At 40.7% G+C, this 23,569-nt stretch carries 23 protein-coding genes, 1 rRNA gene and 1 pseudogene; 9 read left to right on the top strand and 16 right to left on the bottom strand.

Translation table 11 applies throughout. The features are described from left to right. Positions 1–97: ribosomal RNA gene (locus B5771_RS24535) — 16S ribosomal RNA — on the bottom strand; the annotation flags it as partial. A gap of 767 nt (positions 98–864) precedes the next feature. On the opposite strand from B5771_RS24535, the gene B5771_RS06990 reads away from it, so the two are divergent. Next, positions 865–2,055 carry an N-acetylmuramoyl-L-alanine amidase gene (locus tag B5771_RS06990; RefSeq protein ID WP_088186891.1) on the top strand — a complete coding sequence of 397 codons (1,191 nt, stop codon included), beginning with the start codon at positions 865–867 and terminating at the stop codon, positions 2,053–2,055. A gap of 632 nt (positions 2,056–2,687) precedes the next feature. Here the strand turns inward: B5771_RS06990 and B5771_RS06995 are convergent. The 5 genes from B5771_RS06995 to fdnG form a co-directional block, all read right to left on the bottom strand. Continuing rightward, complete coding sequence (locus B5771_RS06995) at positions 2,688–4,289, bottom strand: peptide chain release factor 3 (protein WP_047811351.1); 1,602 nt, start codon at positions 4,287–4,289, stop codon at positions 2,688–2,690. Positions 4,290–4,816: 527 nt separating this feature from the next. Next, positions 4,817–5,572 carry a formate dehydrogenase accessory protein FdhE gene (gene fdhE, locus B5771_RS07000; protein ID WP_088186892.1) on the bottom strand — a complete coding sequence of 252 codons (756 nt, stop codon included), beginning with the start codon at positions 5,570–5,572 and terminating at the stop codon, positions 4,817–4,819. 38 nt (positions 5,573–5,610) lie between these two features. Next, positions 5,611–6,303 carry a cytochrome b/b6 domain-containing protein gene (locus tag B5771_RS07005; RefSeq protein ID WP_088186893.1) on the bottom strand — a complete coding sequence of 231 codons (693 nt, stop codon included), beginning with the start codon at positions 6,301–6,303 and terminating at the stop codon, positions 5,611–5,613. A gap of 51 nt (positions 6,304–6,354) precedes the next feature. Continuing rightward, positions 6,355–7,134 (bottom strand): 4Fe-4S dicluster domain-containing protein, encoded by a 780-nt coding sequence (locus tag B5771_RS07010; RefSeq protein ID WP_088186894.1) that lies wholly within the window; start codon positions 7,132–7,134, stop codon positions 6,355–6,357. 2 nt (positions 7,135–7,136) lie between these two features. Then, positions 7,137–10,184, bottom strand: a complete 3,048-nt coding sequence (fdnG, locus tag B5771_RS07015) for a formate dehydrogenase-N subunit alpha (protein ID WP_088186895.1) — start codon at positions 10,182–10,184, stop codon at positions 7,137–7,139. A 465-nt stretch (positions 10,185–10,649) separates the two neighbouring features. On the opposite strand from fdnG, the gene B5771_RS07020 reads away from it, so the two are divergent. After that, a complete protein-coding gene (locus tag B5771_RS07020; RefSeq protein WP_088186896.1) occupies positions 10,650–11,120 on the top strand; it encodes a YbjN domain-containing protein in 471 nt (156 codons plus the stop codon). Between the two features lie 61 nt (positions 11,121–11,181). Here the strand turns inward: B5771_RS07020 and B5771_RS07025 are convergent, their stop codons facing one another. Beyond that, positions 11,182–11,832: a hemolysin III family protein gene (locus tag B5771_RS07025; protein ID WP_047811343.1), complete on the bottom strand. Its 651-nt coding sequence runs from the start codon at positions 11,830–11,832 to the stop codon at positions 11,182–11,184. A gap of 217 nt (positions 11,833–12,049) precedes the next feature. Between B5771_RS07025 and B5771_RS07030 the strand changes: the two genes are divergently transcribed. Further along, positions 12,050–12,256, top strand: a complete 207-nt coding sequence (locus B5771_RS07030) for an alpha/beta-type small acid-soluble spore protein (RefSeq protein WP_047811342.1) — start codon at positions 12,050–12,052, stop codon at positions 12,254–12,256. Between the two features lie 141 nt (positions 12,257–12,397). Here the strand turns inward: B5771_RS07030 and B5771_RS07035 are convergent, their stop codons facing one another. The 6 genes and pseudogenes from B5771_RS07035 to B5771_RS07060 form a co-directional block, all read right to left on the bottom strand. Beyond that, positions 12,398–12,595 carry a hypothetical protein gene (locus B5771_RS07035; protein WP_047811341.1) on the bottom strand — a complete coding sequence of 66 codons (198 nt, stop codon included), beginning with the start codon at positions 12,593–12,595 and terminating at the stop codon, positions 12,398–12,400. Positions 12,596–12,669: 74 nt separating this feature from the next. Next, positions 12,670–13,806, bottom strand: a complete 1,137-nt coding sequence (gene dinB, locus B5771_RS07040) for a DNA polymerase IV (RefSeq protein ID WP_282433327.1) — start codon at positions 13,804–13,806, stop codon at positions 12,670–12,672. Between the two features lie 95 nt (positions 13,807–13,901). Then, complete coding sequence (locus B5771_RS07045) at positions 13,902–14,318, bottom strand: MauE/DoxX family redox-associated membrane protein (RefSeq protein ID WP_088186898.1); 417 nt, start codon at positions 14,316–14,318, stop codon at positions 13,902–13,904. Further along, entirely contained in the window at positions 14,315–14,728 is a 414-nt protein-coding gene (locus tag B5771_RS07050) for a thioredoxin family protein (protein ID WP_242966778.1), read from the bottom strand. The genes B5771_RS07045 and B5771_RS07050 overlap by 4 nt, the downstream gene beginning before the upstream one ends. A gap of 98 nt (positions 14,729–14,826) precedes the next feature. Further along, positions 14,827–15,249, bottom strand: a complete 423-nt coding sequence (locus B5771_RS07055; RefSeq protein WP_088186899.1) for a GNAT family N-acetyltransferase — start codon at positions 15,247–15,249, stop codon at positions 14,827–14,829. Positions 15,250–15,358: 109 nt separating this feature from the next. After that, positions 15,359–15,550 (bottom strand): annotated as a pseudogene (locus tag B5771_RS07060) (DNA polymerase IV); the annotation flags it as partial. Between the two features lie 192 nt (positions 15,551–15,742). Between B5771_RS07060 and B5771_RS07065 the strand changes: the two are divergent. Continuing rightward, a complete protein-coding gene (locus B5771_RS07065; protein WP_088186900.1) occupies positions 15,743–16,324 on the top strand; it encodes an HDIG domain-containing metalloprotein in 582 nt (193 codons plus the stop codon). A 257-nt stretch (positions 16,325–16,581) separates the two neighbouring features. Here B5771_RS07065 and B5771_RS07070 read toward each other — a convergent pair whose 3' ends face one another. Then, positions 16,582–16,929 (bottom strand): cupin domain-containing protein, encoded by a 348-nt coding sequence (locus B5771_RS07070; RefSeq protein WP_047811336.1) that lies wholly within the window; start codon positions 16,927–16,929, stop codon positions 16,582–16,584. Between the two features lie 305 nt (positions 16,930–17,234). Between B5771_RS07070 and B5771_RS07075 the strand changes: the two genes are divergently transcribed. Continuing rightward, the gene (locus B5771_RS07075) at positions 17,235–17,426 is read left to right on the top strand and encodes a hypothetical protein (RefSeq protein ID WP_088186901.1); all 192 of its coding nucleotides are present in this window, start codon (positions 17,235–17,237) and stop codon (positions 17,424–17,426) included. Positions 17,427–17,431: 5 nt separating this feature from the next. On the opposite strand, the gene B5771_RS07080 is transcribed toward B5771_RS07075, so the two are convergent. Continuing rightward, a complete protein-coding gene (locus B5771_RS07080) occupies positions 17,432–18,322 on the bottom strand; it encodes a LysR family transcriptional regulator (protein WP_088186902.1) in 891 nt (296 codons plus the stop codon). Between the two features lie 575 nt (positions 18,323–18,897). Between B5771_RS07080 and B5771_RS24215 the strand changes: the two genes are divergently transcribed. The 4 genes from B5771_RS24215 to B5771_RS07095 all read left to right on the top strand — a co-directional run bounded on the left by B5771_RS24215 (position 18,898) and on the right by B5771_RS07095 (position 22,235). Next, the gene (locus B5771_RS24215; protein ID WP_172408182.1) at positions 18,898–19,068 is read left to right on the top strand and encodes a hypothetical protein; all 171 of its coding nucleotides are present in this window, start codon (positions 18,898–18,900) and stop codon (positions 19,066–19,068) included. Positions 19,069–19,338: 270 nt separating this feature from the next. Further along, positions 19,339–20,076 (top strand): (Fe-S)-binding protein, encoded by a 738-nt coding sequence (locus tag B5771_RS07085; protein ID WP_088186903.1) that lies wholly within the window; start codon positions 19,339–19,341, stop codon positions 20,074–20,076. Next, the gene (locus tag B5771_RS07090; RefSeq protein ID WP_088186904.1) at positions 20,063–21,505 is read left to right on the top strand and encodes a LutB/LldF family L-lactate oxidation iron-sulfur protein; all 1,443 of its coding nucleotides are present in this window, start codon (positions 20,063–20,065) and stop codon (positions 21,503–21,505) included. The genes B5771_RS07085 and B5771_RS07090 overlap by 14 nt, the downstream gene beginning before the upstream one ends. 16 nt (positions 21,506–21,521) lie before the next feature. Then, complete coding sequence (locus B5771_RS07095) at positions 21,522–22,235, top strand: lactate utilization protein (protein ID WP_088186905.1); 714 nt, start codon at positions 21,522–21,524, stop codon at positions 22,233–22,235. A 164-nt stretch (positions 22,236–22,399) separates the two neighbouring features. Here B5771_RS07095 and splB read toward each other — a convergent pair whose 3' ends face one another. Further along, positions 22,400–23,443 carry a spore photoproduct lyase gene (gene splB / locus B5771_RS07100; protein ID WP_088186906.1) on the bottom strand — a complete coding sequence of 348 codons (1,044 nt, stop codon included), beginning with the start codon at positions 23,441–23,443 and terminating at the stop codon, positions 22,400–22,402. Between the last annotated feature and the right edge of the window lie 126 nt (positions 23,444–23,569).

Below are 23,569 nucleotides of genomic sequence, written 5' to 3' on the forward strand. Positions count from 1 at the left end.
ATCCTTCTAAGTAAACTTAGAATTCTCTCCGTTCGACTTGCATGTGTTAAGCACGCCGCCAGCGTTCGTCCTGAGCCAGGATCAAACTCTCCAAAAAAGTTATTTCAACTTCCTTAAAGAAGATGATATCTTGCTCATGATTCCATGATTCTTTTGAAACTCTTGCGAGTTTCTCTCATTGGCTGTCCTTGTTGTTTAGTTTTCAAAGACCAAGAATTGCTATTATGCTTTTTAAAGCAGTTAGCAACTTCGAGATGTTTTGTGCCACTTTTGTGGCGCTCAGTTATAGTACCATTATTAGTGATCTACTGTCAACTATTATTTCACGTAATTTAAAATATATGCAATCCAATTTATACCATATCTTTGCATCTAATTCTATAACGTTTTTGACACTACCTTAAACGGTCGATTCTAGTGGCTCAACGAGAAATAATAATAACCCATCTGGCTCGCCTAAGATCATAAAAAAGGCAACCGCTGACACGCATCGTTTTACTCCCTAAAGTATACAACTTGGCCCCTAATAATTGACCTATAAAATATAAACCTATAAGCAGAGGGAACGTTGAAAGGCCCCATCCCAGTCCGAAAAGAACGCGAAGAAAAATAATTACCGGAACAGGAAGATGAACGGACAAAAACCAGGGCAGTGAAAACTTTCTAACGTCCTTTCGCCAATAACCAAATGGTATATTAAATAAAATCACGAATATCGAAATAAAAAGCCAAATCATAATCTGCTCCTTCGAGAAATTGCCGGTTTTCAATAATCTTTTTTATAAATTATGTTTACGAGATAACTTCTTACAATATACATAAATTATGACTCAAAAAGCAGTAACAGGAGGAGTGTGCTGACGAATGTATCACCGTCCTATAATATTATTAATACGCAAGCCCGTCCTTTTTAGTATCACTATAGTTATAATGTTGGTCATAATCGGTACCGGCACTTTAAAGTTTAAGGCAGCACTTTCGCAGAGCCTTAAAAACAAAGTCATTGTAATTGATCCCGGACACGGAGGCGCTGATCCAGGCGCCCATAATACGGGCGTAAAGGAAAAAGATGTTAATTTAGATGTATCACTTCGACTGCGCAAAGTATTAGAATCCGAAGGATGCACAGTCATTCTAACTCGTGATGTCGATAAAGACTTTTATAATCCCGGTCAATATCAAGGGCGGGCTGCTAAACGCATAGATTTAAATCATAGAATTAGTCTGGCTTCATCGAATAATGCGGACTTGTTCATCAGTATCCATGCTAATAGTTTCCCAAGACGAAACACTTATGGAATGGAAACCTATTATCATCAAAAATCACCAGCCGGAAAAATCTTAGCTGAGAATATTCAGGAACATCTCACCCAATTGCAGCTTGATAATAAACGAAAAGCAAAAGCAGGTGATTATTACCTGCTTAATCAAACAAAAATGCCCGCAGTTATAGTAGAAGTGGGATTCATTTCTAATCCAAGGGAACGAAAACTTTTATTAACTGGCGATTACCGTGACTCAATTGCCAAGGCAATTGCAGACGGCATTGAAAGCTATTTCGAAACACCTAAAGAAATACGTGAGATTCGTGAAGGCATTCAAAGTGTCACAAGTCAAGAAGGCCCTGCTCCAATAAGTAGGGATACTTATAAGGTCTATTTTTCAAAAGCCAGTCTGGACGGTTTAAGTCCTGAAGAAAGAAGCTTTAATCCTTCAGTTTGGAACAAGTTAACCCTGACTCAAAAAGCAGATCTCATTTTAAAAGACTTGATTAAAGGCCCAACTTCACCCGAGCATCTTTCTACGCTTTCACCAAAAACCAAGGTACTTTCAGTCTCTTTAAATAATAATATCCTCAACTTAAACTTCAGCAAGGATATACGCGAAAACTTTTCAGGCAGTGCTCTAGAGGAGGACATGGCCGTTAAATCTATAGTTTGGTCTATGACCCAATTGCCTGGAGTTAAAGGAGTGACTATTTTAATCGAGGGGAATTATGGTGATTCGATCGGTGGCCACGTTATCTTTGATCATATGTTGAATCCTCGCTCGTAATTTTCTTAGGTTCACTTTGAGCAGCAAAAGCCCGTTAAGTCTATCATTGTAACAATAGTTTCGATTCAACGAGTTTACTCTAAAGATCAAACAGAGTCTGTTATATAATATTATAAATATGTAGAATACTTTCAAAACAGATATTGCCTTTTCAAACATCTGTAGTATAATAATAGTAGTAAATCGTTTCTGTATAAGAGGAGGCTGAAGCATGCCATTGATTCTATTAAATGATAGTACTCCATCATCGAATAAACCTATTTTGTACCCTCCTACCTGTTCACAATGTCCTGATCGCGGCAACTGCAGCCAATGCATTGCTTTTTGATTTTGTCGTTAAGACATATGCTTAACTCCACTTTTCATACACCTTTTTTTATACCCCTTCTTTGTTCAGCCAGCTTTGCTGGCCTTTTTTTGTTCACTTCAAACAGAAAAGCCCGGGGATCTTAAGTTCTTAAGTCTTTTCCCGAGCTTCTGAATTTTTTTATCTTCGTTTAAACCCCCGATGTTCAGCTATAGCTGAACGGGTTCACTCCAAGTAGATCATGAATCTGATCTAAACAATTTTGCCACTCTAAAATCGACATGGTCCAATTCTTAACAGGATTTAGATTAGATATTGGATTGGATCAGCTCACCGTAGGTTCTTGTGGCTGAGCATAGAATTCAATCTCATAACGCTCACTTAACCATTTTGCCTTCCAATCATCTAATAATAAAACGGCATAATTTTCATCTTTATCTAATACAACCGTACTCATACTTGATTCAGATAACAGCTTAACTGTTTTTTCATTTTTATCAATCCAGCGTACAATTTCGTATGGGAGGTGTTGAATATTCACCTTAACTCCATACTCCTCCCGCAGACGGTATTCTAGGACTTCGAATTGTAATTGCCCTACTACTCCAATAATAGGAGCCTCCACTCCTACATGGAGATCCCGAAAGACATGAATTGCCCCTTCTTCTTGCAATTCCTGAATTCCTTTAATGAATTGTTTGCGTTTCAAAGCATTAGCAATGTTAATACGTGCAAAATTTTCAGGACTGAAGAAGGGCATGGCTTCAAACTGAAGTCCATCTTTTTCGGTTAAGACGTCACCAATGCGCAAAAGACCACTATCATGAACTCCAATAATGTCCCCAGCATAGGCCTCATCAAGAATTGTCCGTTCTTGAGCAAATAATTGCTGCGGCTGAGCAAGTCTAAGTCGGCGGTGAGATCGTGTATGAATAACATTCATCCCTCGTTCATATCGCCCCGAACAGATCCGAATAAAGGCAATCCGGTCACGATGCTGAGCATTCATATTTGCTTGGATTTTAAAAATATATCCTGAAAAGGTTTCGGTCTCCGGTGCCAATATTCCCTGATTGGTACTCCGAGGTTGAGGTGCCGGCGCTAAATTCAAAAAACTATGGAGGAAATTTGGAACTCCAAAGTTATTAAGCGCACTTCCGAAAAAAACAGGAGTAACCTCTCCGCGATCCACACGGTCTTGAGAAAACGTATTCCCTGCTAAATCTAAAAGTTCAATTTCATCGTGTAATTGTTTAAGCAGGTCTTCCCCAATACCTTCTCGCACAATTGGATCGTTGATGTCCCCAGAAACAGGTGGTTTGGAGCTTTTCTTGCCGCCTCCTGAAGTAAAACGTTCAACCATACCAGTTTGCCGATCATAAATTCCTTTAAAATCCTGGCCCATCCCAATAGGCCAATTCATAGCATAGGATTCAATGCCTAAAACTTTTTCCACTTCATCCATTAAATCAAGAGGGTCTTTGGCTTCGCGATCAAATTTATTAACAAAGGTAAAAATCGGAATGCCTCTTTGCCGGCAGACATGAAACAGCTTTTTAGTTTGGGCCTCAATTCCTTTAGCGGCATCGATTAACATAACTGCACTATCTGCAGCTGTTAACGTACGGTATGTGTCTTCGCTGAAATCTTGGTGCCCCGGGGTATCTAAAATATTAATAACATAACCCTGATATTTGAATTGGAGGGCACTTGAAGTAATGGAAATTCCCCTTTGCCGCTCGAGCTCCATCCAATCTGAAGTAGCATAACGCTCTGCTTTGCGGGCTTTAACAGAGCCGGCCTCATGAATTGCACCTCCGAAGAGAAGCAGCTTTTCTGTTAGAGTAGTCTTACCGGCATCAGGGTGTGATATAATGGCGAAGGTCTTACGAGAACTAATTTCCTCTCTTAAATTCGCTTGATTCAATGTCTTTAACTCCTTAATCTGTTCTACCTTTTTTGAATTACAATTATCACTGGGCTGGCTTCAAGGCAAATAACGAATAAAATTAACCTTTGTTACCCTTAAAGGGTTTTGCAAACAATTTTATGAAATCATCTCAAATTGATATTATATCATGATTTATTAATAATCCTCAAATGAAACTTAATTCGTACAAGCTATATATTTCTATTCACTGTACCTATTATTACTTCTTCTATTATTATCATTACTGTTTTAAAATTTTTACCTTCGATTTAGGTATACAGTGAACTCGTTCAGCTAAAGCTGAACGTCGCGCTTCAGATATAATAAGTCCAGTGGACATTATTGCCGAGTCGTCTTTCCCAATAGGAATACTTAAAGGCGAAAGAGGACTCTACCCCCACTTATAGAAGTGGGGGCTTAAAAACTGGATAAATAAGTGTCCTCAATCTACTTTCCGTGATTGAGGACACTTTCGCTTAACTGCTTTGGAATTCTAAGAAATGATTGTTTCTCTTAACTAAGATTTATTGCGTATGATCTGTTATCCATTGTTGACCAGCATAATTTAAAGGTAAAGTTCTGACATCTTCCCAAACTAGATCTTCAACGCTAAGCATCCTTAAATCAAATTCTTTAAAATACTGTCCACAAAGTTCACAAGTTACTAATTCAACCCCTGGATATTCTTTTGACAGTAAATAGTTTTGTGAACTCGCTTCTTCCCTACCGCATAAAATACATCCGACTCTCATCGTTGGCCACTCCTGGCCACAGAAGATACAGTGCAGCAAGCGCTTTCCATGAGGGGGTATTAACACAGAAATTACGGCATTTTCTCCACAGATAGGACAACATGTTTCAATCCCTTGCCTTTCCTCTTCTTCTTTCATAAAATTTTGATCTTCTGCCTGAGAAGTGACCGTTAGTCGAGCTAACTGGGCTAAACCACTCAGAGCTAATTGAAGAGTACTTTGCAGCCAAGGTTCTTGAATTCCTCGTCCTTCTTTGAAATTTTGCCAGACGTCCTTCAAGACCGACTCTGGCACTTCCTCTTCCATAACCCGATTTAACCTCGCCCAAAGTTCTAATATCGCTGCTCCCGGCAAATTTACCAAAGGATAGTACGGAGGAGACTCCTCAGGCTTTAGTTTTTTCGACCAAAATGCTCCCCGTTCTTCCTGCCATACTTTGATCTCTCCCTTAAGTAAATGATAAGTTTGATAAGCTTCCTCTAGGTCATCTTCCTCTGCTGTGTTTAGCGTCCTTTTTGGCTTATTCATTGACGGTTCTCTCCAATGCTAACAGTTTAAGATCGTTGTCATAATTTTTGTTGTTGGTTTTGAACCCGTTCATACCACAAAGCATGATGAGCGCGTGCAAACTTAGCAGACACATACCCGCTAAACATCCCCGGCAAAGCGGCCCGTGAATCAGGATGTAATACTCCCAAATAAATGTGCCCGAGTGATGCTGCCACCATCATAAACATTGATAAATCATGAACAGGGTATGCCCAACGGACTAACCCGGCAGGAAACCAAGGAGCCATCCACATCACAGCTCCGCTAAAGGTGATAAAAAAGGAACCAAAGATCGTAATCAAGGAGTTGATTTTTTCTCCCCCATTATACTTATCCTGTGGAGGATAATCACCATGTCCGCCAAAGAACTCTTTAGGAAATGCCCGAACATGCTGCCAGTCCGATTTCGTAAATTTAAAGACGGATTTCAGCCATTCCCAATGGTGACTGGGATTTCCTACAACAAACATTAAACCTACAATCACTACAAATACGATAGCAGCCCCCCGATGTATCAACCGGGCAATTTGTATGCCTCCGAATACATTCATGACGGGTTGAAATGATGGGTTCAGAATTCCAAGACCCGTGAAAAGTAAAAGAAAAAAAGCAAGAGCATGTACCCAGTGGCTGATTCGCTCACCCTTAGTAAATCGCAGTATTTTAGGTGATTGGCTTTCCTTCTTCTTTGTTTGAGTATTAATGCCCATTAGTCTCCCCCCATTTTATACTCTCTTCGACTCGATGAATTTACTTGAGTTTTAATCGTCTTTAGAGCGATATGAACCCTTGACAATATTGGCAAAAACGCCGATGACAACTGCAGCCGCCGCTCCTCCCACCGCGATTCCACCTACGGGACGAACAACATCTTTCCAGAGCGTCAAGGAAAGCGGAATCGTCGGATTAACAGGAAGGCCATAGACTTCTGGGCGATCCATGAGAAGATAGACGTAAGTTGTACCGCCCATTTCCTTTTCTCCATAGAGTTGAGCCTGGGGATGGGTTTTTTGTACTTCGCTGAGACGATTTTTCGCTTGCCCAAGGAGGTCTGAATAATCCCCAAACATTAACGCACCAGTTTGGCACGTTTGCACACAAGCAGGTTTTAAATTGTTTTCGACTCGGTCAATACATCCGGTACATTTAAATGATTTCTGCAGAGTTTGGTCAACCTTCGGAACACCAAAAGGACAGTTTTCAGTGCAATATCCGCAGCCAATACACTTTTTATGATCTATAACGACAAACCCGGATTCGGTCTGCCTGATAGCTTTTGAGGAACATGCCTTTAGGCAAGCCGGATCTCCACAATGAAAACATTGTGCTTTGCGCATCAAGAAATTCATAGTTTGATCTTTATATTTCTCGATAAAGGTTACATAAGTCCATGTCTTTGGGCTGAAATCCTTTTGAGTTTGATAGCTTGTGACGAGCTGAGTCTTCTCGGCAGGAAGCTCGTTCCATTCCTTGCAGGCAACAGTACAGGCTTTGCATCCCGTACATTTCGAAGTATCAACGAATATCATTTTCCTGGTCATCGCTAAGCCCTCCTTACATTAACTAAGCAGACCTTATACTCTGGTGTTCCCGCTCCGGGATCCAGGGCAGCAATTGTCAACTCATTAGTGCTTGGTCCAGGACTTAAGCTTGCAAATCCCCAGCTCCAAGGCATGCCGATGGTTTCAGTTTCTTTGCCGTTCACCTTATAAGTCTGTAAGCGATCTGTAACAAGAGCTCGTACTGTGACTTTTCCCCGGGCAGAAGAGACTTCGACCATATCACCTTCTTTGATGCCGATCTTTTGGGCTAAATTTTTACTGAGCTCTGCAAAAGGTTCCGGCATAAGTTCATTGAGCCAGGGTATATTGCGGGTGATTCCTCCGGCACAGAAATGCTCCACAACCCCATACGTTGTTAAAACGTGCGGAAAATCATTGGCTTTACCCATTTTTTGTATTTCAGGAGACGATGAAAGAATTAAAGCTACAGGGCTTTTAGATACCTTTGGATGTAATAGATTATCGGTCGGGCTTTCCGTCGGTTCATAGAATTCCGGCATCGGGCCATCAGTACATACTCCGGCAGCTCGGACACCAATAGCCGGAAGTCCATCGGCGGATGGTTCCGCTGGTAAACCGCTCATATAGGGAGCAGCAAATAAACGACCTAAGCCCTCCGGATTCATTCGGAAACTCTGCCTGCCTTCGGGAGTATCAGGACCTTTGGCCTTGTCTGCCACATCGGCACCGTCATTTCCGGCCCAGACCTTTGCTGAGGCATCCCACCAAACAAGTTTGCGTTTATCGTCAACCGGTTGCCCTGAAATGTCACAAGAAGCTCGATTATAGAGAATACGAATATTTCCTGGCCAAGCGAAACTCCAGTCTTTAAATAGCCCTAGACCTGACGGATCGTCATTTTTGCGGCGTGCTGCAAGATTTCCGTTTCCCGTCGCTCCGGCATAGATCCAATTTCCTGTTGATGCAGACCCAATGGGAGCTTTTAAATAATCGCCTATTGTTGGGAGAAGCTTGCCGGATGTTTCGTCATACCCACTTAACTCTTGAAGTACTTTTAAGGCGCTTGCCTCCTCACCATAATCCCAACGAGCCTTTAAAATGGGAGCATCTTTTACATCAGTGCTTCCTTCATATAACTTTCTAATCTTTTTAAATAAAGAATCCAGCATTTCAAGGTCCGGTTTCGCATCACCCAAGGGCTTAAGCGCAGCCTCTTTCCATTGAATCCAACGTGAAGAATTAGTTAAACTCCCAGCCTTTTCATAGACAAATGCTGCCGGAAACATAATGACTTCTGTTTTAATATCTGCAGGTTTAACTCCGGGCTCACGCCAGAATTGGGCAGTTTCAATTTCGAATAAATCAGATACAACCATCATATCGAGTTTGGGCAAAGCTGAACGAACGAGCTTTCTGTTTGGAATTGATACTAAGGAGTTAGAGCCAACATTAAAAAGTAATTTAAACTGTCCCTTCTCCATCATCTCAAATATCTTCACCATTGTGGCATTTACTGAGGGACTTGTTTTAGGTAAGTAGCTAAATCCATAGTCATTCTCTTTGGTTGCATTTTCCCCAAACCAAGCCTTAAGGAGCGCAACGATATGTTTTTCATAAAAGGAACCACTGCGTACCAGGTAATCACGAAGAGTCTTGTCGCTGTTTATAGGATACGGCAAATAACCGGGCAAGTTGCTTACAAGGTTTGCCATATCCGTTGAGCCTTGGACATTAGGTTCACCACGCAGAGCATTAATGCCTCCGCCTGCCTTGCCGATATTGCCTAATAGTAACTGAATCACGGCGTAGGCACGTATTCCTTGAGTACCCGTAGTGTGCTGGGTCATACCTAAAGCATAAAGAATTGTCCCGGGTTTTCCTTTGGAAAACGTGTCTGCAATTTCTTTAATTTTTACCGCCGGAATTCCGGTGATTTTTTCAGCAACTTCAAAGGTGTAACGAGAATAATGAGTTTTAAGCTTAGAAAAGACGCTGTCAGGATCCTCAAGAGAATCTGCTTTCAGAGGCTTATTATCAGAACCAAGTTGATACCCCCAACTTGTCACAGCATATTTCCGACTCTTGGCGTCATAACCCGAGAAAACACCGTCCTCAAATTGATAATCCTTCGCTACTTTAAGTAAGGCATTGGTATAATTTAAAACATAATTCCGATCGTATAATTGATTTTCAATAATGTAATTAATCATTGCGCCAAGATACGCAATATCTGTTCCCGGTCTGATTTGGGCAAAGAGGTCTGCCTTAGAAGCAGTCCGAGTGAAACGCGGATCAACAACAATCATCTTGGCTCCCTTTTCCTTCGCCCGGTTAATCCACTTCATGGCAATCGGATGATTTTCCGCACAGTTGCTGCCAGCAATTAAAAAAACCTCAGCGTTTTGCAAATCAGACCAGGAATTTGTCATCGCACCCCTGCCAAATGAAGGTGACAAACTTGCCACCGTGGGAGCGTGTCATATCCTGGCCTGATGCTCATTATAAGGAGTACCAATAATTCGGCAAAACTTGGAAATAAGATATGACTCTTCGTTATCCACTTCGGCCGAACCTAAGAAGGCTATTCCTTCAGCACGGTTAACAGGCAACAGATCGCGCTGTCCCGTTTTAGCGTTAATAATCTCATCATTGGCTTTCCAAGTAGCCTCCCTGATTTCTTTTGTCTTTTGAGCCACCCGGTTTAAGGCATCTTCCCAGGAAATTTCTTCCCAGTGATCAGACCCTGGGGCCCGACGTCTCGGTTTCGTGACCCGATTTGGCGAATAGGCAACACTCAGTAAACTCGCAGCTTTAGGGCAAAGAGCTCCTTCATTAGTCGGATGATCCGGATCTCCTTCAAGATGAATCAGCTTTCCCTCTTTAACATATAAGAGCATCCCACATCCGCCCGAGCAAAAATGGCATATGCTCGGAATTTTTTTACTACCCTCAATCTTAAGGGCAAATTCCTTAGCTTCAGCTAAAGTCGGATCAAAACCCAAACCCGAGGCCAAAGCAGCAATAGAGAGCCCTGAAAGCTTAAGGAAACTACGGCGAGAAACATCCATACCTTCTTTCCTCCTCTGATTAATCTTTTTATTAAACATACCTACAGCTCTCCACAAAAATTTCAGCAATAGGAAATGTCCAATACATTTAGTTTAAAGATTATGTTATATTATTAAATATAGAATATTCTAAATATTCTACCTCTAAGCTTAACTCTCTTTTTCTCCGATGTCTTCATTATGAACATTATTTGACACTCCCACGGCTGATTTACCACAAGACGGGCATGGTATTTAGGATTGACGAATACCTTGCGTCTGTAGCGTGGGCAAAATTTAGAGAACACATGTCAGTCAATCCCTCCTTAGGGAGATATCAATCCCTATATTCTTCGAGATATTTCCACATATACCCTTCTTTTCCAAGTAAGTATTTTTTTACTTCACTTATTTTACGGTGCAGGAATTAAGACCTTCACGTGGAATTGTTAGGTAACAAACGGCATAATAAGGAGGGTGCAAACCGTGTCTTTATTTCAAGTACTCTATGAAGTTCTTAATCAAAATGGCTGGGATTTTGACTTTGACACTAAGAATGAAATTATTAAACTAGAGATTCGAGGGGTTAACGCTAATTTTCATGCTTTCCTCCTCGTTGATGAAGAGCAGGAATCTTTACTTTGTAACACACATATTAATCAAAAAATCCCTTATGCCAAACGTCTCGAAGTATGTGATTTCATGAGTCGTGTCAATTATGAACTCGCGAACGGTAATTTTGAAATGGATATGGATAATGGAGAAATCCGTTTTAGAACCTTCTTGGACCTTGCTGATGCCGAACCCTCCAAGGATCAAATACTTAATATAGTCTGGAATGGAGTTCTCGGTTTTGATACGTATTATCCAGGCTTGATGAAACTTGTTTATGAAAATTATAGTGCCGAAGAAGCCGTTGCCTATTGCAGCGAAGAAAATCACCGAACAGAAGACTGACTTTATCTCTATGAGAGACAACATTTAAAAAGAGAGTGGCAATTTTGCCACTCTCTATACTTTATGCTGCCAAAGGCACAATATAAACAAGCATCATAATAAAATGAACCAAACTGCCTACAGCAATAAAAAGGTGAAATATTTCATGGAATCCAAATCGTTTAGGAAAAAAGTCAAATATTTTTGTCGCATAAATTACTGCACCTAGGGTGTAGACCACGCCACCCACAGCCATAAGAATAATTGCCCCTTCCGGAAGATGGCGAATAAGCTGTAAAAAAGGTACCAAGGCAATCCAGCCAAGAGATACATAAAATGTTGTTGAAACATAACGCGGGGCGTGAATAAGCCATAATTTCAGGATCATTCCAATTAACGCCAAAGTCCAAACTGATATTAGCATAACCCACCGCCAGGAACCATCGAGGCCGAAATAAAAAACCGGTGTGTAAGAACCTGCAATAAGGAAGTAGATAGCAATATGGTCAATCTTTTTTAAGAGAAGCTCTTTTTGCGGTGTTGTTCTGACCCAATGATACACTGAACTTGCTCCATAAAGGGCAATCACACTCAAGCCATATATTGTCATAGTAATCAACTTTGAGATACTGTCTTTACAGTTAATGATCAAGCAAAATAAACCGATAATGGCAGCTATAAATGGAACAAAATGTGTCCAAGTATTAACCGGTTCTTTCATCTTGAAACTCATGTTGAAAGCCTCCCGAACATTTCTTTCTCTTGGTATTTCTTCTATACTTAATTTTAAACCTTATGAAAACCAAAATCAATTACTACGAAAGCGCGTTGATTTGTAAAAAGGGAAGCAATATATATTGTAGCAATAATTACCTGAGTATTTAAAGCCAACTAAGCCATAATAAGAATGTTCCAGTACACAAACACATTTTAAAAGGAGGGTTCCTATCATGGCAGGAGAAAGAAACACAAACACACCAGCAGCTCAAGGTGCTTCACAACAATTAGATCAGTTCAAGTATGAAGTTGCAAATGAAATGGGACTCCAACTAGGTGGTGACCGTACCAGCCGCGAAAATGGTTCTGTTGGCGGTCAAATGACCAAACGTATGATTCAATTCGCTGAAGAACATCTCAAAGGCGGAGCAAAAATCTAACGTTAATCAGTTGAATAGCATCTAACATAAGAAGGATATCGTATGATATCCTTCTTATTAATTTAATTGGAGTAAACCAACACTAATCTCAGCATAGCACGAAGTATTTAAAGAGGAACCATTAAAAGGAGCTATATGCTCCTATTTAATGGTCCCATCCGTTTCTTCCAAATGCTTTTTCTTTGAAGCCAATTTTGACTTAACATCTTTAATTTGATGAGCAGAAAGTTCTTCGGAATTTTCCTCCAGAAATTCTTCATTTTTATGAATATTTTTTAAGGTCAATTCCAGCTTTTTTAAATCCTCAAATTTATTTTTATTGCCATCATTTCTTGGCATGCTCTTCACCTCGAAACTATTTTGTCCAAAACAAAAGGATTCATGCCAGATAAACAGCTAATGAGATATAGGAATTACAAAAGTCTAGCTCTTTTAATGCCCTTTTCGCCAAATTTTTGGTTAACGGCATCAATTACCTTAGCTAAGGCCTCCAATTTCTCGTCAGACTCTGAAAATAATGAGAGTTGACTTTCACATTTGGACGATAAATTATTCATAGTAACTCCAAGCAAGCGTATTGAACTTTTCAGAGAAACATTCCTTAACAGAATGCGAGCTTCTTGGAAGATCTTCTCATCAAGATCCGTAGCTTGATCTAACGTTTGGGAACGCGATACCGTTTTAAAATCATCATAGCGTAGTTTTAGGGTTACGGTTTTACCTTTTAAGCCCTCTTTTCGCAGTCGTCGCCCAACATCAACAGCAAGCTCTAATAAAGTAGTCTCCAAAGCGTCCCTATCAATCACATCGACTGAAAAAGTAGTTTCCCGACCGACCGATTTGACAGCCCTCTCAGGTTCAACGGGCCGTTCATCAATACCTCGGGCTAACTGATATAGCTGGTTTCCTAATACTCCAAATTGCTGAATTAAATATCCCAGCTCTAAATGACGCAAATCTTTAATCGTTTTAATATTCAATTTATGTAATTGCTCGGAAGTTCTTTGCCCCACTCCCCAAAGTCGTTCTATCGACAGAGGATCCAAAAATTCCTGGATCTTATTGGGTTGAACAAAGACAAAACCGTTAGGTTTTTGTAAATCGGAAGCTAATTTCGCCAAAAATTTATTCCAAGCAATACCTACAGAAGCGGTTAAGCAGAGTTCCTCTTTAATGCGTTGTTTAATTTGCCAAGCAATAGAATCTACTGATCCAAATAAGCTTGTAGACCCTGTTACGTCTAAAAAAGCCTCATCTAAAGACAGAGGCTCTACCAATGGCGTATAGGTCAAAAAAATCTCCCGGATCTGTAAAGAGACTTTTTTATAGTTCGGCATATTTACTGGTAAAAATATAGCCTGAGGACAACGACGATAGGCTTCTGCCATGGGCATCGCAGAATGTATGCCAAATTTTCGGGCTTCGTAAGACGCTGTTGAAACAACGCTCCGACTATTAGGCTTACCGCCGACAACTACCGGTTTTCCTAATAAGGAGGGATCATCTCGTTGCTCTACTGAGGCATAAAAGGCATCCATATCGACATGGATTAGTTTACGTAAGCCTGTCCAATCTTTACAGGTATCACTATGATTTAAAGGCTTATCGCCAGTTACGCTTGTCACTAGCATCACCTTTCCTAATTTTACATCTCAGCAGGAAGTTTGTTTGCCTTCCATTCTCTAAAACAAACAATGCTGGATAATAGCATAATCAAAGAATCTCTCATGACATAATAAACGGTTATCTTTTCAGGTCCGCTGAAACCAAAACATCCACACCCATAGGGCAGAACATTGCTATAGTTAAGAAGGGTTTGGATCAAGAAAAATAAGGAAAGCAGCAATAAGAACGTACTCGCATACTTTCCTTGCCAATTGACCCCTAAAGCTAAACCGGACAAAATTTCCAGCCAAGGAAAGACGATTGCAATTAATAATGCTGCCATCCCCAAAAAGGGGTAATAAGCTAGAATTGTAACTTTAAAAAGATATAAATTCAAAAGCTTTGATCCCCCGGCATATATATAAATTCCTGCAAGCAGCAATCTTAAAAAAATCATGTTGTTCCTCCTGTTTCTTGAAAAAACTTTACATAATCCTCAAGATTTTCAAAGCCCCCAGTAATACCTTTAACTAACTTATGATCATTATACACATAAATTGTGGGTGTTCCTTGTATTTGATATTGTTTTCGCAAGGCCTCATATTTTTGAACATCAACTTTTACAATATTTTTAACTGCAAGTTTTTTAACGGCTTCCTTTAGGTAAGGTTCTGTTTTAATACACTGTTCGCAAATCGGAGAGTAAAAATAAACGTAAAAATTATCACCATTATCAATTTTCTGTTGTAATTGATTCGGACTAATCTCTGTCATCTGGTCTTTTTGAAACATTCGTGACTGCCATGAATAAATCCCAACAGATAACAAGATTCCTACCACGAATATCATAAAAAATAACTTCTTCATTACGCTAAAACATTCCTTTCGCTTCGCGCTTAAGGCAGAAATGCCCATAGAACACTTCCGTCACCAAGACCCCGATGTTTAGCTTTAGCTGAACGAATTCACTCTATAAACCCTCTGTTTCTCATATTAGCTGCGTTACAAAACAAACCCATCCCTGTCTTCATTTTCCTGAAATCAAGTTTTTCATAAAACCCTTCTTTCCCCGGTGCTGCATATAAGATAATGTTACAGTTGGGAAGTAAATCTTTTATAGTGCTCACAATCATCCTTCCTATCCCTCGACCCTGATATGCAGGCAATATTGCCAAATCATACAGAGCGGCCTGATATGTCCCATCGGAAATTGCCCGGCCAAAACCAACGAGTTTTTCGTCATCAAACACAAATACTGCTGTATGACTATTCTCAAAGGCCTTCTTATGAATTTCTGGCACATAACTTGCCATTCCAACTAATTTTAAAGTCTGAGCCACATTATCCCAGTTAATATTTGAACAGTTACACTGAACTTTCAAACTCATGGATTTCTCACCTCTGTTTCCCCGAATTGCTGAAATATCAATTAAGGGAATTCCTTATCCTGATATTCAATGAAAATTGTTAAATCCCTCTTTATAGTTAAGGACAAATTTTTCCTGTCCTTATAAAAGGCTTGTCATCTGATTTTGTAAGCACGATGCCATGACGGGTACTGGGATCACCGCCGACGACTGCTGGAACTGTCCGTAAATCGAGTGAATCACCCTGTTGAAGACGAAACGAAGCTTCCCAAGATAGGTAGGCAGAATTTGCATCAATATGGAAAACGTAGTTTTTGGCCATTATTATAACACCACCCGTTAATTTAGAGCCTATCGCGAATAGCACATTTATTTGCTTTAATCGAACTTATGTTCTAATTATAACCATGCGCAATGGAAATATCAACAGCAGAGTGCTTTGAGCCGGAGGTTGACATGGAAAGAATAAACGTTTAGTATTTTTTATAACAATTAAGGAAAAGAGGCATATATAGTGGAACAGCTAATACCAACCAGAGAACAAGCCTATGATATTTTAACGAAATATAATAAGAGTGACAGCCTGATTACCCATGCTCTCTCTGTGGAAGCTGTAATGCTTCATTTTGCCGATATACTTGGCGAACCTGAAAAAGAAAAGTGGGGCATTATCGGATTATTGCATGATGTTGATTATGAAATGTATCCTGAGCAGCACTGCCTAAAAGCTAAAGAGCTGCTAACAGAACACAACTTGCCTGAAGACTATATCCATGCAGTACAAAGTCATGGTTGGGGTCTATGCTGTGACGTCGAACCTATTCACACAATGGAAAAAGTATTATTCACTATTGATGAATTAACTGGCCTAATCGCTGCCACAGCCCTCTTGCGGCCAAGCAAAAGCATTCTTGATCTTGAAGTTAAATCGGTTAAAAAGAAGTGGAAGCAAAAAAGCTTTGCCGCCGGAGTAAACCGCGAAGTCATTGAACAAGGCGCAAAAATGTTAGGCATGGAACTAGACTATATTATCGGAGAGACTATCAAGGGGATGCAAAGTACGGCAGAAGCTATTGGTTTAAAAGGACAGCTTTAGGATTATTATATATCACGTATATATCCCGCACAGCTCATAATTTCAAACTCCATTTCAGAGACCTTTTGATTCAAAAAATCAAAACAAAGCCATGCATAAATAGTGGTTTAAATCATCCACTTAAATGCATGGTTTTATTTATGAAAAAGCATAACAAGAAAGAAAAAAGATTCATGGCCTTTTCATGAATCTTTTATAAAGCGAGCAATATTATCACATTCTTATTCTGATAAAATAATCCTTTTACTAAAAGTATCCTACTTGTCCCCTTCTTCCGGGACAATACAAATCATTGAAAACAATTCCCCGCCTCGATTGGAAAATTGGTGAAGTGCGTTTTCGGGAACATAAGCGTAAGAACCTGCCTCAACTTCATGATCTACCCCATCGAGATGAAGAATTCCCTTCCCCCGGACAATATAGTTAATATGAGGCCAAGGGTGACTATGTTTAGGAGTATATCCTTCTGCTTCCAGATCAAAAAGCCGCATAACATACCCTTCCCAGCCTTCACGCGGGGATACAAGCACTTTTTTATAGACATTTTTTACGGCATCACCTTCAAGTTTAATTCTCAAAGCATCTTTTTCTTGAGCAACAATCATGAGATCTCCTCCTCAAATATTCTGATCTTCTACTAGATTCTACCTTTGAGTTTGAATTCCTCTATAAGCTTAAAACATTGGCTGTATTTTCTATAATACTTCGAAGATTCCCCATCCAAGGCAACTTCCAATGGTTTGTCTTTAAACTACAATTATGCTATAAGTTAATTATCCTTGGAGAATTTTTCGCAAATATTATAGTCAATACTATGTTTACACAAATTTTACCCCTAAAAACCTTTGTTTTTCACAAACTTACCTTAGCTGCTTTTGCAATTCACTGTGACTTGAATGGGAGGAATATCATGAACAAAATGTACACTTCAAAGGGAATCAGCAACTATAGTTCAGACCTGAACGCTGATTTCGGCGAACCTAAGACTATACTCTATCCCTATCACATCGTTTGTCAGGAATGTAATAAAACCATCTTTTTTTCTGGAATAACTGATCAAAAGACTTACGTACTTTGTGATCGATGTGCACATCTTCAGTGATAATCCTAGATCACTGGCTCTAGTTGAGTTCTGACAAAACTAATAAATTCCCTTGCAGCAAACTTCAGGTAAGTATTCCTCCGCCAAATGAATGCCAAGTAACGAGGAATACCAGGCGGTGCCAAAGGGATAACCTTTATACGCGAAGAATCCAAGTTTTTGCATATACTATCCGGCAAAAAAGCGATTCCTAGGTTGTCGGCTACCATTTCACTAATAAAATCCCATTGCGAACTTTCATAAAGCACGTTGGGATTAAAGCCTGCTTTCTGGCAGGCTTCCTTTATGTGATAGTATAGGGCAAAGTTTTCTGGATAAAAAATAAACGTTTCTTCTTTCAATTCTTCTAAGCTCACTTCATGACTGCTTGCTAAGTGGTGTTTCGGATGGACCAGTAACTTCAAATGCTCTTCGACAACTGGAAGACATTCAAAAACGTCTTCACTAACGGGCAAAACGACGATTCCCAGATCAATATCACCTGCGGAAATAGAATGTTCAACTTCTCGCGCACCATTTTCCAAAATCTGAATCGTTATGTGCGGATGCAGTTTCTGAAATTCCGCTATAATCCTTGAAATAAAGTTATAACCAATCATAGGGAGAAGACCCATTCTTATATATCCTTTTCGAACTTGCCGTACGTCGTCTAATTCGGCTTCGAGGCTTTCCATAGATTGAACAATGTTTAGCGCATGTCTGTAGACGACTTCTCCTATATCGGTTAGTTCAACTTTTTTAGTTGTCCGTTCTAACAAAGTGGCTCCCAATTCGTCTTCCATACCTTTGATCATCTTACTGATGGTAGGCTGAGTAATATGAAGGGATTCCCCTGCCTTAGAAAAACCCTTGCGCTTTACAACCTCAGCGAAATAAACTAATTGGCGAATATCCATCGATATATCCTCCTCTTGGTTTCGTTTATATAGATAAAGGGAATCATTTATATGCTATATGTATTTATTCGTCTTGGCAATAAATTATATTCCAACTATGTATTTCACTTATGTATGAAAAGGATTTAAAATAAATACAGAAACCAGGAGATGATAGATATAGTAAAGCAAGGAATACTTTACTATAATTTACAAACAAACATTATCAAGTAATTAACGTTTGGTATGTAGAAAAAAGGAGGGTATATATAATGAAAAAACAGCTTTTAATGTACGTCATGGGTTGCCCTGTATATGTTGACGTTAAGGAATCGAAGGAAACATTAGCCAATATTGCAGCGAAGTGAATAAAAACGGCCCTAACTTGAAGGCCGCAGGTATTTACTCCAGAGGAATAACATGCACAAAAAAGCCGGGCTTATTGAGCCTGACTTTTTTTGTGCATTCGTTAGAATTTCCTGTGCTGAGTCAGCAGAGCAACTACCTTGACATTCTTCACATAGCAGCTATGATATGTTTAAAGCTTTACTACCAAAAGAACGTTAATATTGCAGTGAAAGGACGAACTAACCCCTATGAATGTAAAAATTTTCACTTCCCCCGACCCAAGAATTTTGGAAAAAGAAATTAATCAATGGTTAGAGGATAACAGTTGGGTTAAAGTTGTTAATATTGCTCAAAGTACAGGATCAACAACTGTAATTTCAATTTGGTATAATGAACCCAATGTTCCTATCCTTGGCTAATATAGTCTTTTATCTTACTTAAATGTTCACTCTTGCTTGCTCATTATGAGCTATGTACTGTATCTATATTATGAAAGTTATTTCATTTGCTATTTATTCTAGTATTTCAAAGGAGAAGTTTAGGCCTATTTTGCCTAAACTTCTCCTTTATATTTATATATACTCAGATAAATCATCCCAAAGTCATCCCTGCCGCATCAAAACTCATAGTTTTAGGAAATACTAACTTTATACTATGCGTGAATAGTTTTAACGAAGGGATGGTCAGTTATGAAAGTTTCCCTCTTTGCCACCTGTCTGGCAAATGCTCTTTATCCGGACGTTGATCTGACGATGGCAAAAATTCTTACATACTTGGGGCATACCGTTGATGTTCCCGATGGACAAGCCTGCTGCGGCCAAATTGCCTTTAATTCCGGTTATTTCGATGATGCGCGGGAGGTAGCTCGTACACTTATTGATGCCTTTGAGAAGAGCGAAGTTGTCGTCGGACCGAGTGGATCATGCATAGCTATGATTCATCATTACTATCCATTTCTTTTTGAAAATGATCCAGTCTATCTTGCTAAGGCTGAAGACTTGATTCACAAAAGCTATGAATTCACTCAATTCATTGTTGATGTCTTGCAGAAGCCCGATTTAGGGGCCAAATATAAGGCCAAAGCCACCTATCATCCTTCCTGTCATGCCACCCGGCTTTTAGAAATCAAGGATGCTCCCCTTACCCTGATTGAACATGTCCAAGACCTTGAACTTCTTCCTTTGCCGGAATCCCAATTGTGTTGTGGTTTTGGCGGGACCTTTTCGGTCAAGATGCCAAAAATTTCCGAAGCCATGGTCGCAGAAAAAGCGGAACACGTTTTAGAGTCAGGAGCTGATTTATTGCTTGGTCTGGATCTGGGCTGCCTCATGAACATTTCTGGTTATCTGGAGAAAATCAATAAACCGATTAAAACCATGCATATTATTCAGTTACTTGGGGAGGGAATGAAGAATGTCCACCTATAAACCTATCGTTGAAAAACGAGTCGATAATGCACTAACCAACAACTTTTTGCGTAAAGCGACTCGGCGAGCCACAGACCGTTTGCGCCATAACAAATACAATGCAGCAGATGAGCTGGGAGATTGGGAGAAGTGGCGCTTGGCCGGGGATACAATTCGTTCTCATGTTATTGCCAATTTGGACTATTATCTCCAACAACTCATAACCCAAGTTGAAAAAAACGGGGGCCACGTCCATCTTGCCCAAACCCCTTCTGAAGCCGTTGACATAGTGAGCAAGATTGCCCGCGACCATGGCGCCCAAACGATTATTAAATCGAAATCCATGGTTTCCGAAGAAATTCATCTTAACAAAGTCTTAGAAAAGGACGGCATCAGTGTTGTTGAGACAGACTTGGGAGAATACATACTACAAGTTGCTGGAGAAGTACCTTCTCATATTATCGTTCCTGCTATGCATAAAACCCGCCAACAAGTTGCCGAAATCTTTGCACCTCTCGCTGGCCGCCCTCTTAGTTCAGATACACCCACCCTCACACGATTTGTGCGGCAGCAAATGCGTCAAAAATTCTTACAGGGTGATATTGGCATCACCGGGTGTAATTTTGCCGTCGCTGAGACAGGCAGTATCACAATGGTTACTAATGAAGGAAACGGGCGCATGGTAAGCACCCTGCCCCGTGTCCAGATTACCCTAATGGGGATGGAGCGCATTGTACCCTCCTTCCGTGAACTCAGCGTCCTGCTCAATCTCCTCGGTCGCAGTGCGACAGGGCAGCGTCTTTCAAGTTATACGACAATCCTTACGCCTCCCAGGCAATCAACCGATCCTGATGGACCGGAAGAATTTCATCTGGTCATTTTAGATCATAACCGTTCTGAAATTCTTGGTGATCCTACCTTCCGCCAGTCCTTAAAATGTATTCGCTGCGGAGCCTGTTTTAACGTTTGCCCCGTTTACCGCCAAATTGGAGGACATGCATATGGATCTGTTTATGCCGGACCGATAGGTTCTGTCATTACGCCCCTTTTGGAAAACGATTGGGAAAAATGGGGGCATCTGCCCTACTTTTCTTCTCTTTGCGGTGCCTGTACCGAAGCCTGTCCCGTGCGTATTCCTCTTCATGACCTTCTGGTTAAACTCAGAGCCCGTAAGACCATGACAGGGCATACTCCGCAAATTGAAAAACGAATATTCCAGGCCTATCGTTATATGTTTACGCATGAAAAAACTTTGCGCCAGGCTCTGCGTCTAGGTGCGAGATTTCAGTTTCCCTTTGTACAGCATGACCGGATTGTCAGTGGTCCACCTCCTCTCTCCAATTGGACCAAAAGCAAGACCTTGCCAAAAGTCGCCTCCAAATCCTTTATGTACCTATGGGCCGAAGCAAAGCACAAAGGGACTATCCCTACTCCCAACTCTAAAGAGTAAGTCGAGGTGAGATCAAATGACCAACACAAACGATTTTATTAGTCTCCTGGCCTCAAAACTTGGGCGCTCTACTCCCCAATCAGCTCCAGAACCGGTAGCTTTCGACGTTCCTTCTTTCCAAATCTCAAGCCAAGAGCGGGTAAGAACCTTTCTGGATAATTGGCAAGCTTTAGGCGGTAAAGGAGCCATTGTGAAATCACCGGATGAAGCGATCCGATGTCTCCAAGAATGGTTCGGCGATCTTTCCTTTGATCAAACCACCAATCAAGGAAGGATAGTTAGCTGGAACTTGCTCCCAGCATTTGCTGAATCCGCGTTTACAACCTTAAACTGGCCGCTGGCCCGCTATTCACAAGCGGCTCCCTCCCCTCAAGACCGACACCAATTAGCTGCGCAGGCCGAGCTTGGCGTAACGGGAGCGGACTGGGGGGTTGCTCTCTCCGGCAGCATCGTAACCAGCAGCAATCCTCAGCGGGGACGGGCTGTCAGCTTACTTCCTCCCCGCCACCTAACGATTATGGAAACGTCAAAAATCAGAAATACTATTGCTGAAATCCTTTCTGAAGTTTCTGCCTTGGAGAACCCACCGGCAGCGCTGGAGTTTATTACAGGGCCCAGCCGGACCTCGGATATTGAAATGGATCTGTCCATTGGTGTACATGGTCCGATAGAAGTCTACGTTCTTCTCATTGATGATTCTGAGGACACAGCTTCAAATTCAGGTGACTGATCACAATGGTTCGCTAAAGCGCCTGGCCCGACAATTGCAATCGCACTGAAGGATGGAATCTAGGCCCACCGAAATTAGCCAAATTAGCCTGAAAAACGCCTATTAATGGTATGCTTCCCTTGACAGGGAGCAGAGTAATTAATGTGTGTCTTTCAGGCCTTGATTTAGATAAAATATTCCACTTTTGCCATAGGAAAATAGATATCTGCTTGTTTTCTGAAGAATTCTTTTAACTCTTCGAGATCTTCATTAGGATAAACATATTTTCCATAGCCAAACTGGCCATATTTAAACTTACGTTCTTCCTCTGCCATAGGCAATGAAGAATTTGGGTAAATCTCAAGAATTGTTGCTTTCGCTTTCAAAGTGTACCGGTGAGAAATAAACTCAAGGGTCAGCTGCTCTGGAGACCATCCCATAGGTGCCAGGCGTGTTAATTCTTCCGCTGTTCTCTCCAGTAAATGTTCATATTCCTCTTTCCAGCCGGAAAACTTGAAAATAGGCGCAATAATAAAACCTAAGGGATAACCTGCCTTAAGTACCTTACCGGAAGCAATAATACGCTGTTCAGGAGAAGGCGTCAAATGTTCAAACTTGTTCACAACATAGTTGCAATTCAGGCTGAAGCGAAAGCGTGTATGCCCTTCGTGACGAGCTGAGAGCAAGGAATCCACAGCAGTAAATTTCGTTACGAAACGAAAACGCCCATTTTGTTCGCGCCCAAAAAAATTAATCGCCTGTTTTAGAGCCCCCGTATATCTCTCTACAGGAATGGGGTCAGATGTCGCAGCTCCTTCAAAAAATGTAATTTCAGGTGAACGCTCTTGAATTAGCTTAGAGGCAATTCCCAAGATCTCCACGATATTCACATAAACACGCACATAAGGCTTCTTCCCCAAGGTCGTCGACAAATAGCAATATTCACACATCCCCGGACAACTGGTTACTAAAGGCAGCTGGTAATGTGCTGATGGTTTACAAGTTTGAAATTTTTCACTCCGTCTTACGCCTATAACCAAAGTCCGTTTTGCTTCACGGTAAGCCTGAGCCGGATTTTTCCCGGGTATTCCCGTGACTCTGTTGTGAGAAGGTGTTGGAGTCACAGAAACACCCATTCTGCGAAAATCCTCCACTAAAAGCTTCCCCAAAGGATATTCAAGAGCCGATGGTTCGAAAAAGACACGCTGCGGAACAAATTCTTCTGTCACAGTCTTTCACCTCATACTTAGGTTACCCCTGAGCAGAAGATTCAACTCCAAGAATCATTGCCCTAATTTCATTTCATTCCTTTTCCGAAGTTGCGGCAATTCCAAGCTACGATGTTAGCAAAGTAA

It is taken from the genome of Desulfosporosinus sp. FKA, assembly GCF_002196785.1.
GTDB lineage: Bacteria > Bacillota > Desulfitobacteriia > Desulfitobacteriales > Desulfitobacteriaceae > Desulfosporosinus > Desulfosporosinus acididurans.

Coding starts and splice junctions, on each gene's coding strand:
- B5771_RS06990 (WP_088186891.1), top strand. CDS start 865: ATGTATCACCGTCCTATAATATTATTAATACGCAAGCCCGTCCTTTTT.
- fdhE (WP_088186892.1), bottom strand. CDS start 5,572: ATGAATAAGCCAAAAAGGACGCTAAACACAGCAGAGGAAGATGACCTA.
- B5771_RS07005 (WP_088186893.1), bottom strand. CDS start 6,303: ATGGGCATTAATACTCAAACAAAGAAGAAGGAAAGCCAATCACCTAAA.
- B5771_RS07010 (WP_088186894.1), bottom strand. CDS start 7,134: ATGACCAGGAAAATGATATTCGTTGATACTTCGAAATGTACGGGATGC.
- B5771_RS07025 (WP_047811343.1), bottom strand. CDS start 11,832: ATGAGTTTCAAGATGAAAGAACCGGTTAATACTTGGACACATTTTGTT.
- B5771_RS07030 (WP_047811342.1), top strand. CDS start 12,050: ATGGCAGGAGAAAGAAACACAAACACACCAGCAGCTCAAGGTGCTTCA.
- B5771_RS07035 (WP_047811341.1), bottom strand. CDS start 12,595: ATGCCAAGAAATGATGGCAATAAAAATAAATTTGAGGATTTAAAAAAG.
- B5771_RS07045 (WP_088186898.1), bottom strand. CDS start 14,318: ATGATTTTTTTAAGATTGCTGCTTGCAGGAATTTATATATATGCCGGG.
- B5771_RS07050 (WP_242966778.1), bottom strand. CDS start 14,728: ATGAAGAAGTTATTTTTTATGATATTCGTGGTAGGAATCTTGTTATCT.
- B5771_RS07055 (WP_088186899.1), bottom strand. CDS start 15,249: ATGAGTTTGAAAGTTCAGTGTAACTGTTCAAATATTAACTGGGATAAT.
- B5771_RS07070 (WP_047811336.1), bottom strand. CDS start 16,929: ATGATTGTTGCTCAAGAAAAAGATGCTTTGAGAATTAAACTTGAAGGT.
- B5771_RS07075 (WP_088186901.1), top strand. CDS start 17,235: ATGAACAAAATGTACACTTCAAAGGGAATCAGCAACTATAGTTCAGAC.
- B5771_RS07080 (WP_088186902.1), bottom strand. CDS start 18,322: ATGGATATTCGCCAATTAGTTTATTTCGCTGAGGTTGTAAAGCGCAAG.
- B5771_RS24215 (WP_172408182.1), top strand. CDS start 18,898: ATGAATGTAAAAATTTTCACTTCCCCCGACCCAAGAATTTTGGAAAAA.
- B5771_RS07085 (WP_088186903.1), top strand. CDS start 19,339: ATGAAAGTTTCCCTCTTTGCCACCTGTCTGGCAAATGCTCTTTATCCG.
- B5771_RS07090 (WP_088186904.1), top strand. CDS start 20,063: ATGTCCACCTATAAACCTATCGTTGAAAAACGAGTCGATAATGCACTA.
- B5771_RS07095 (WP_088186905.1), top strand. CDS start 21,522: ATGACCAACACAAACGATTTTATTAGTCTCCTGGCCTCAAAACTTGGG.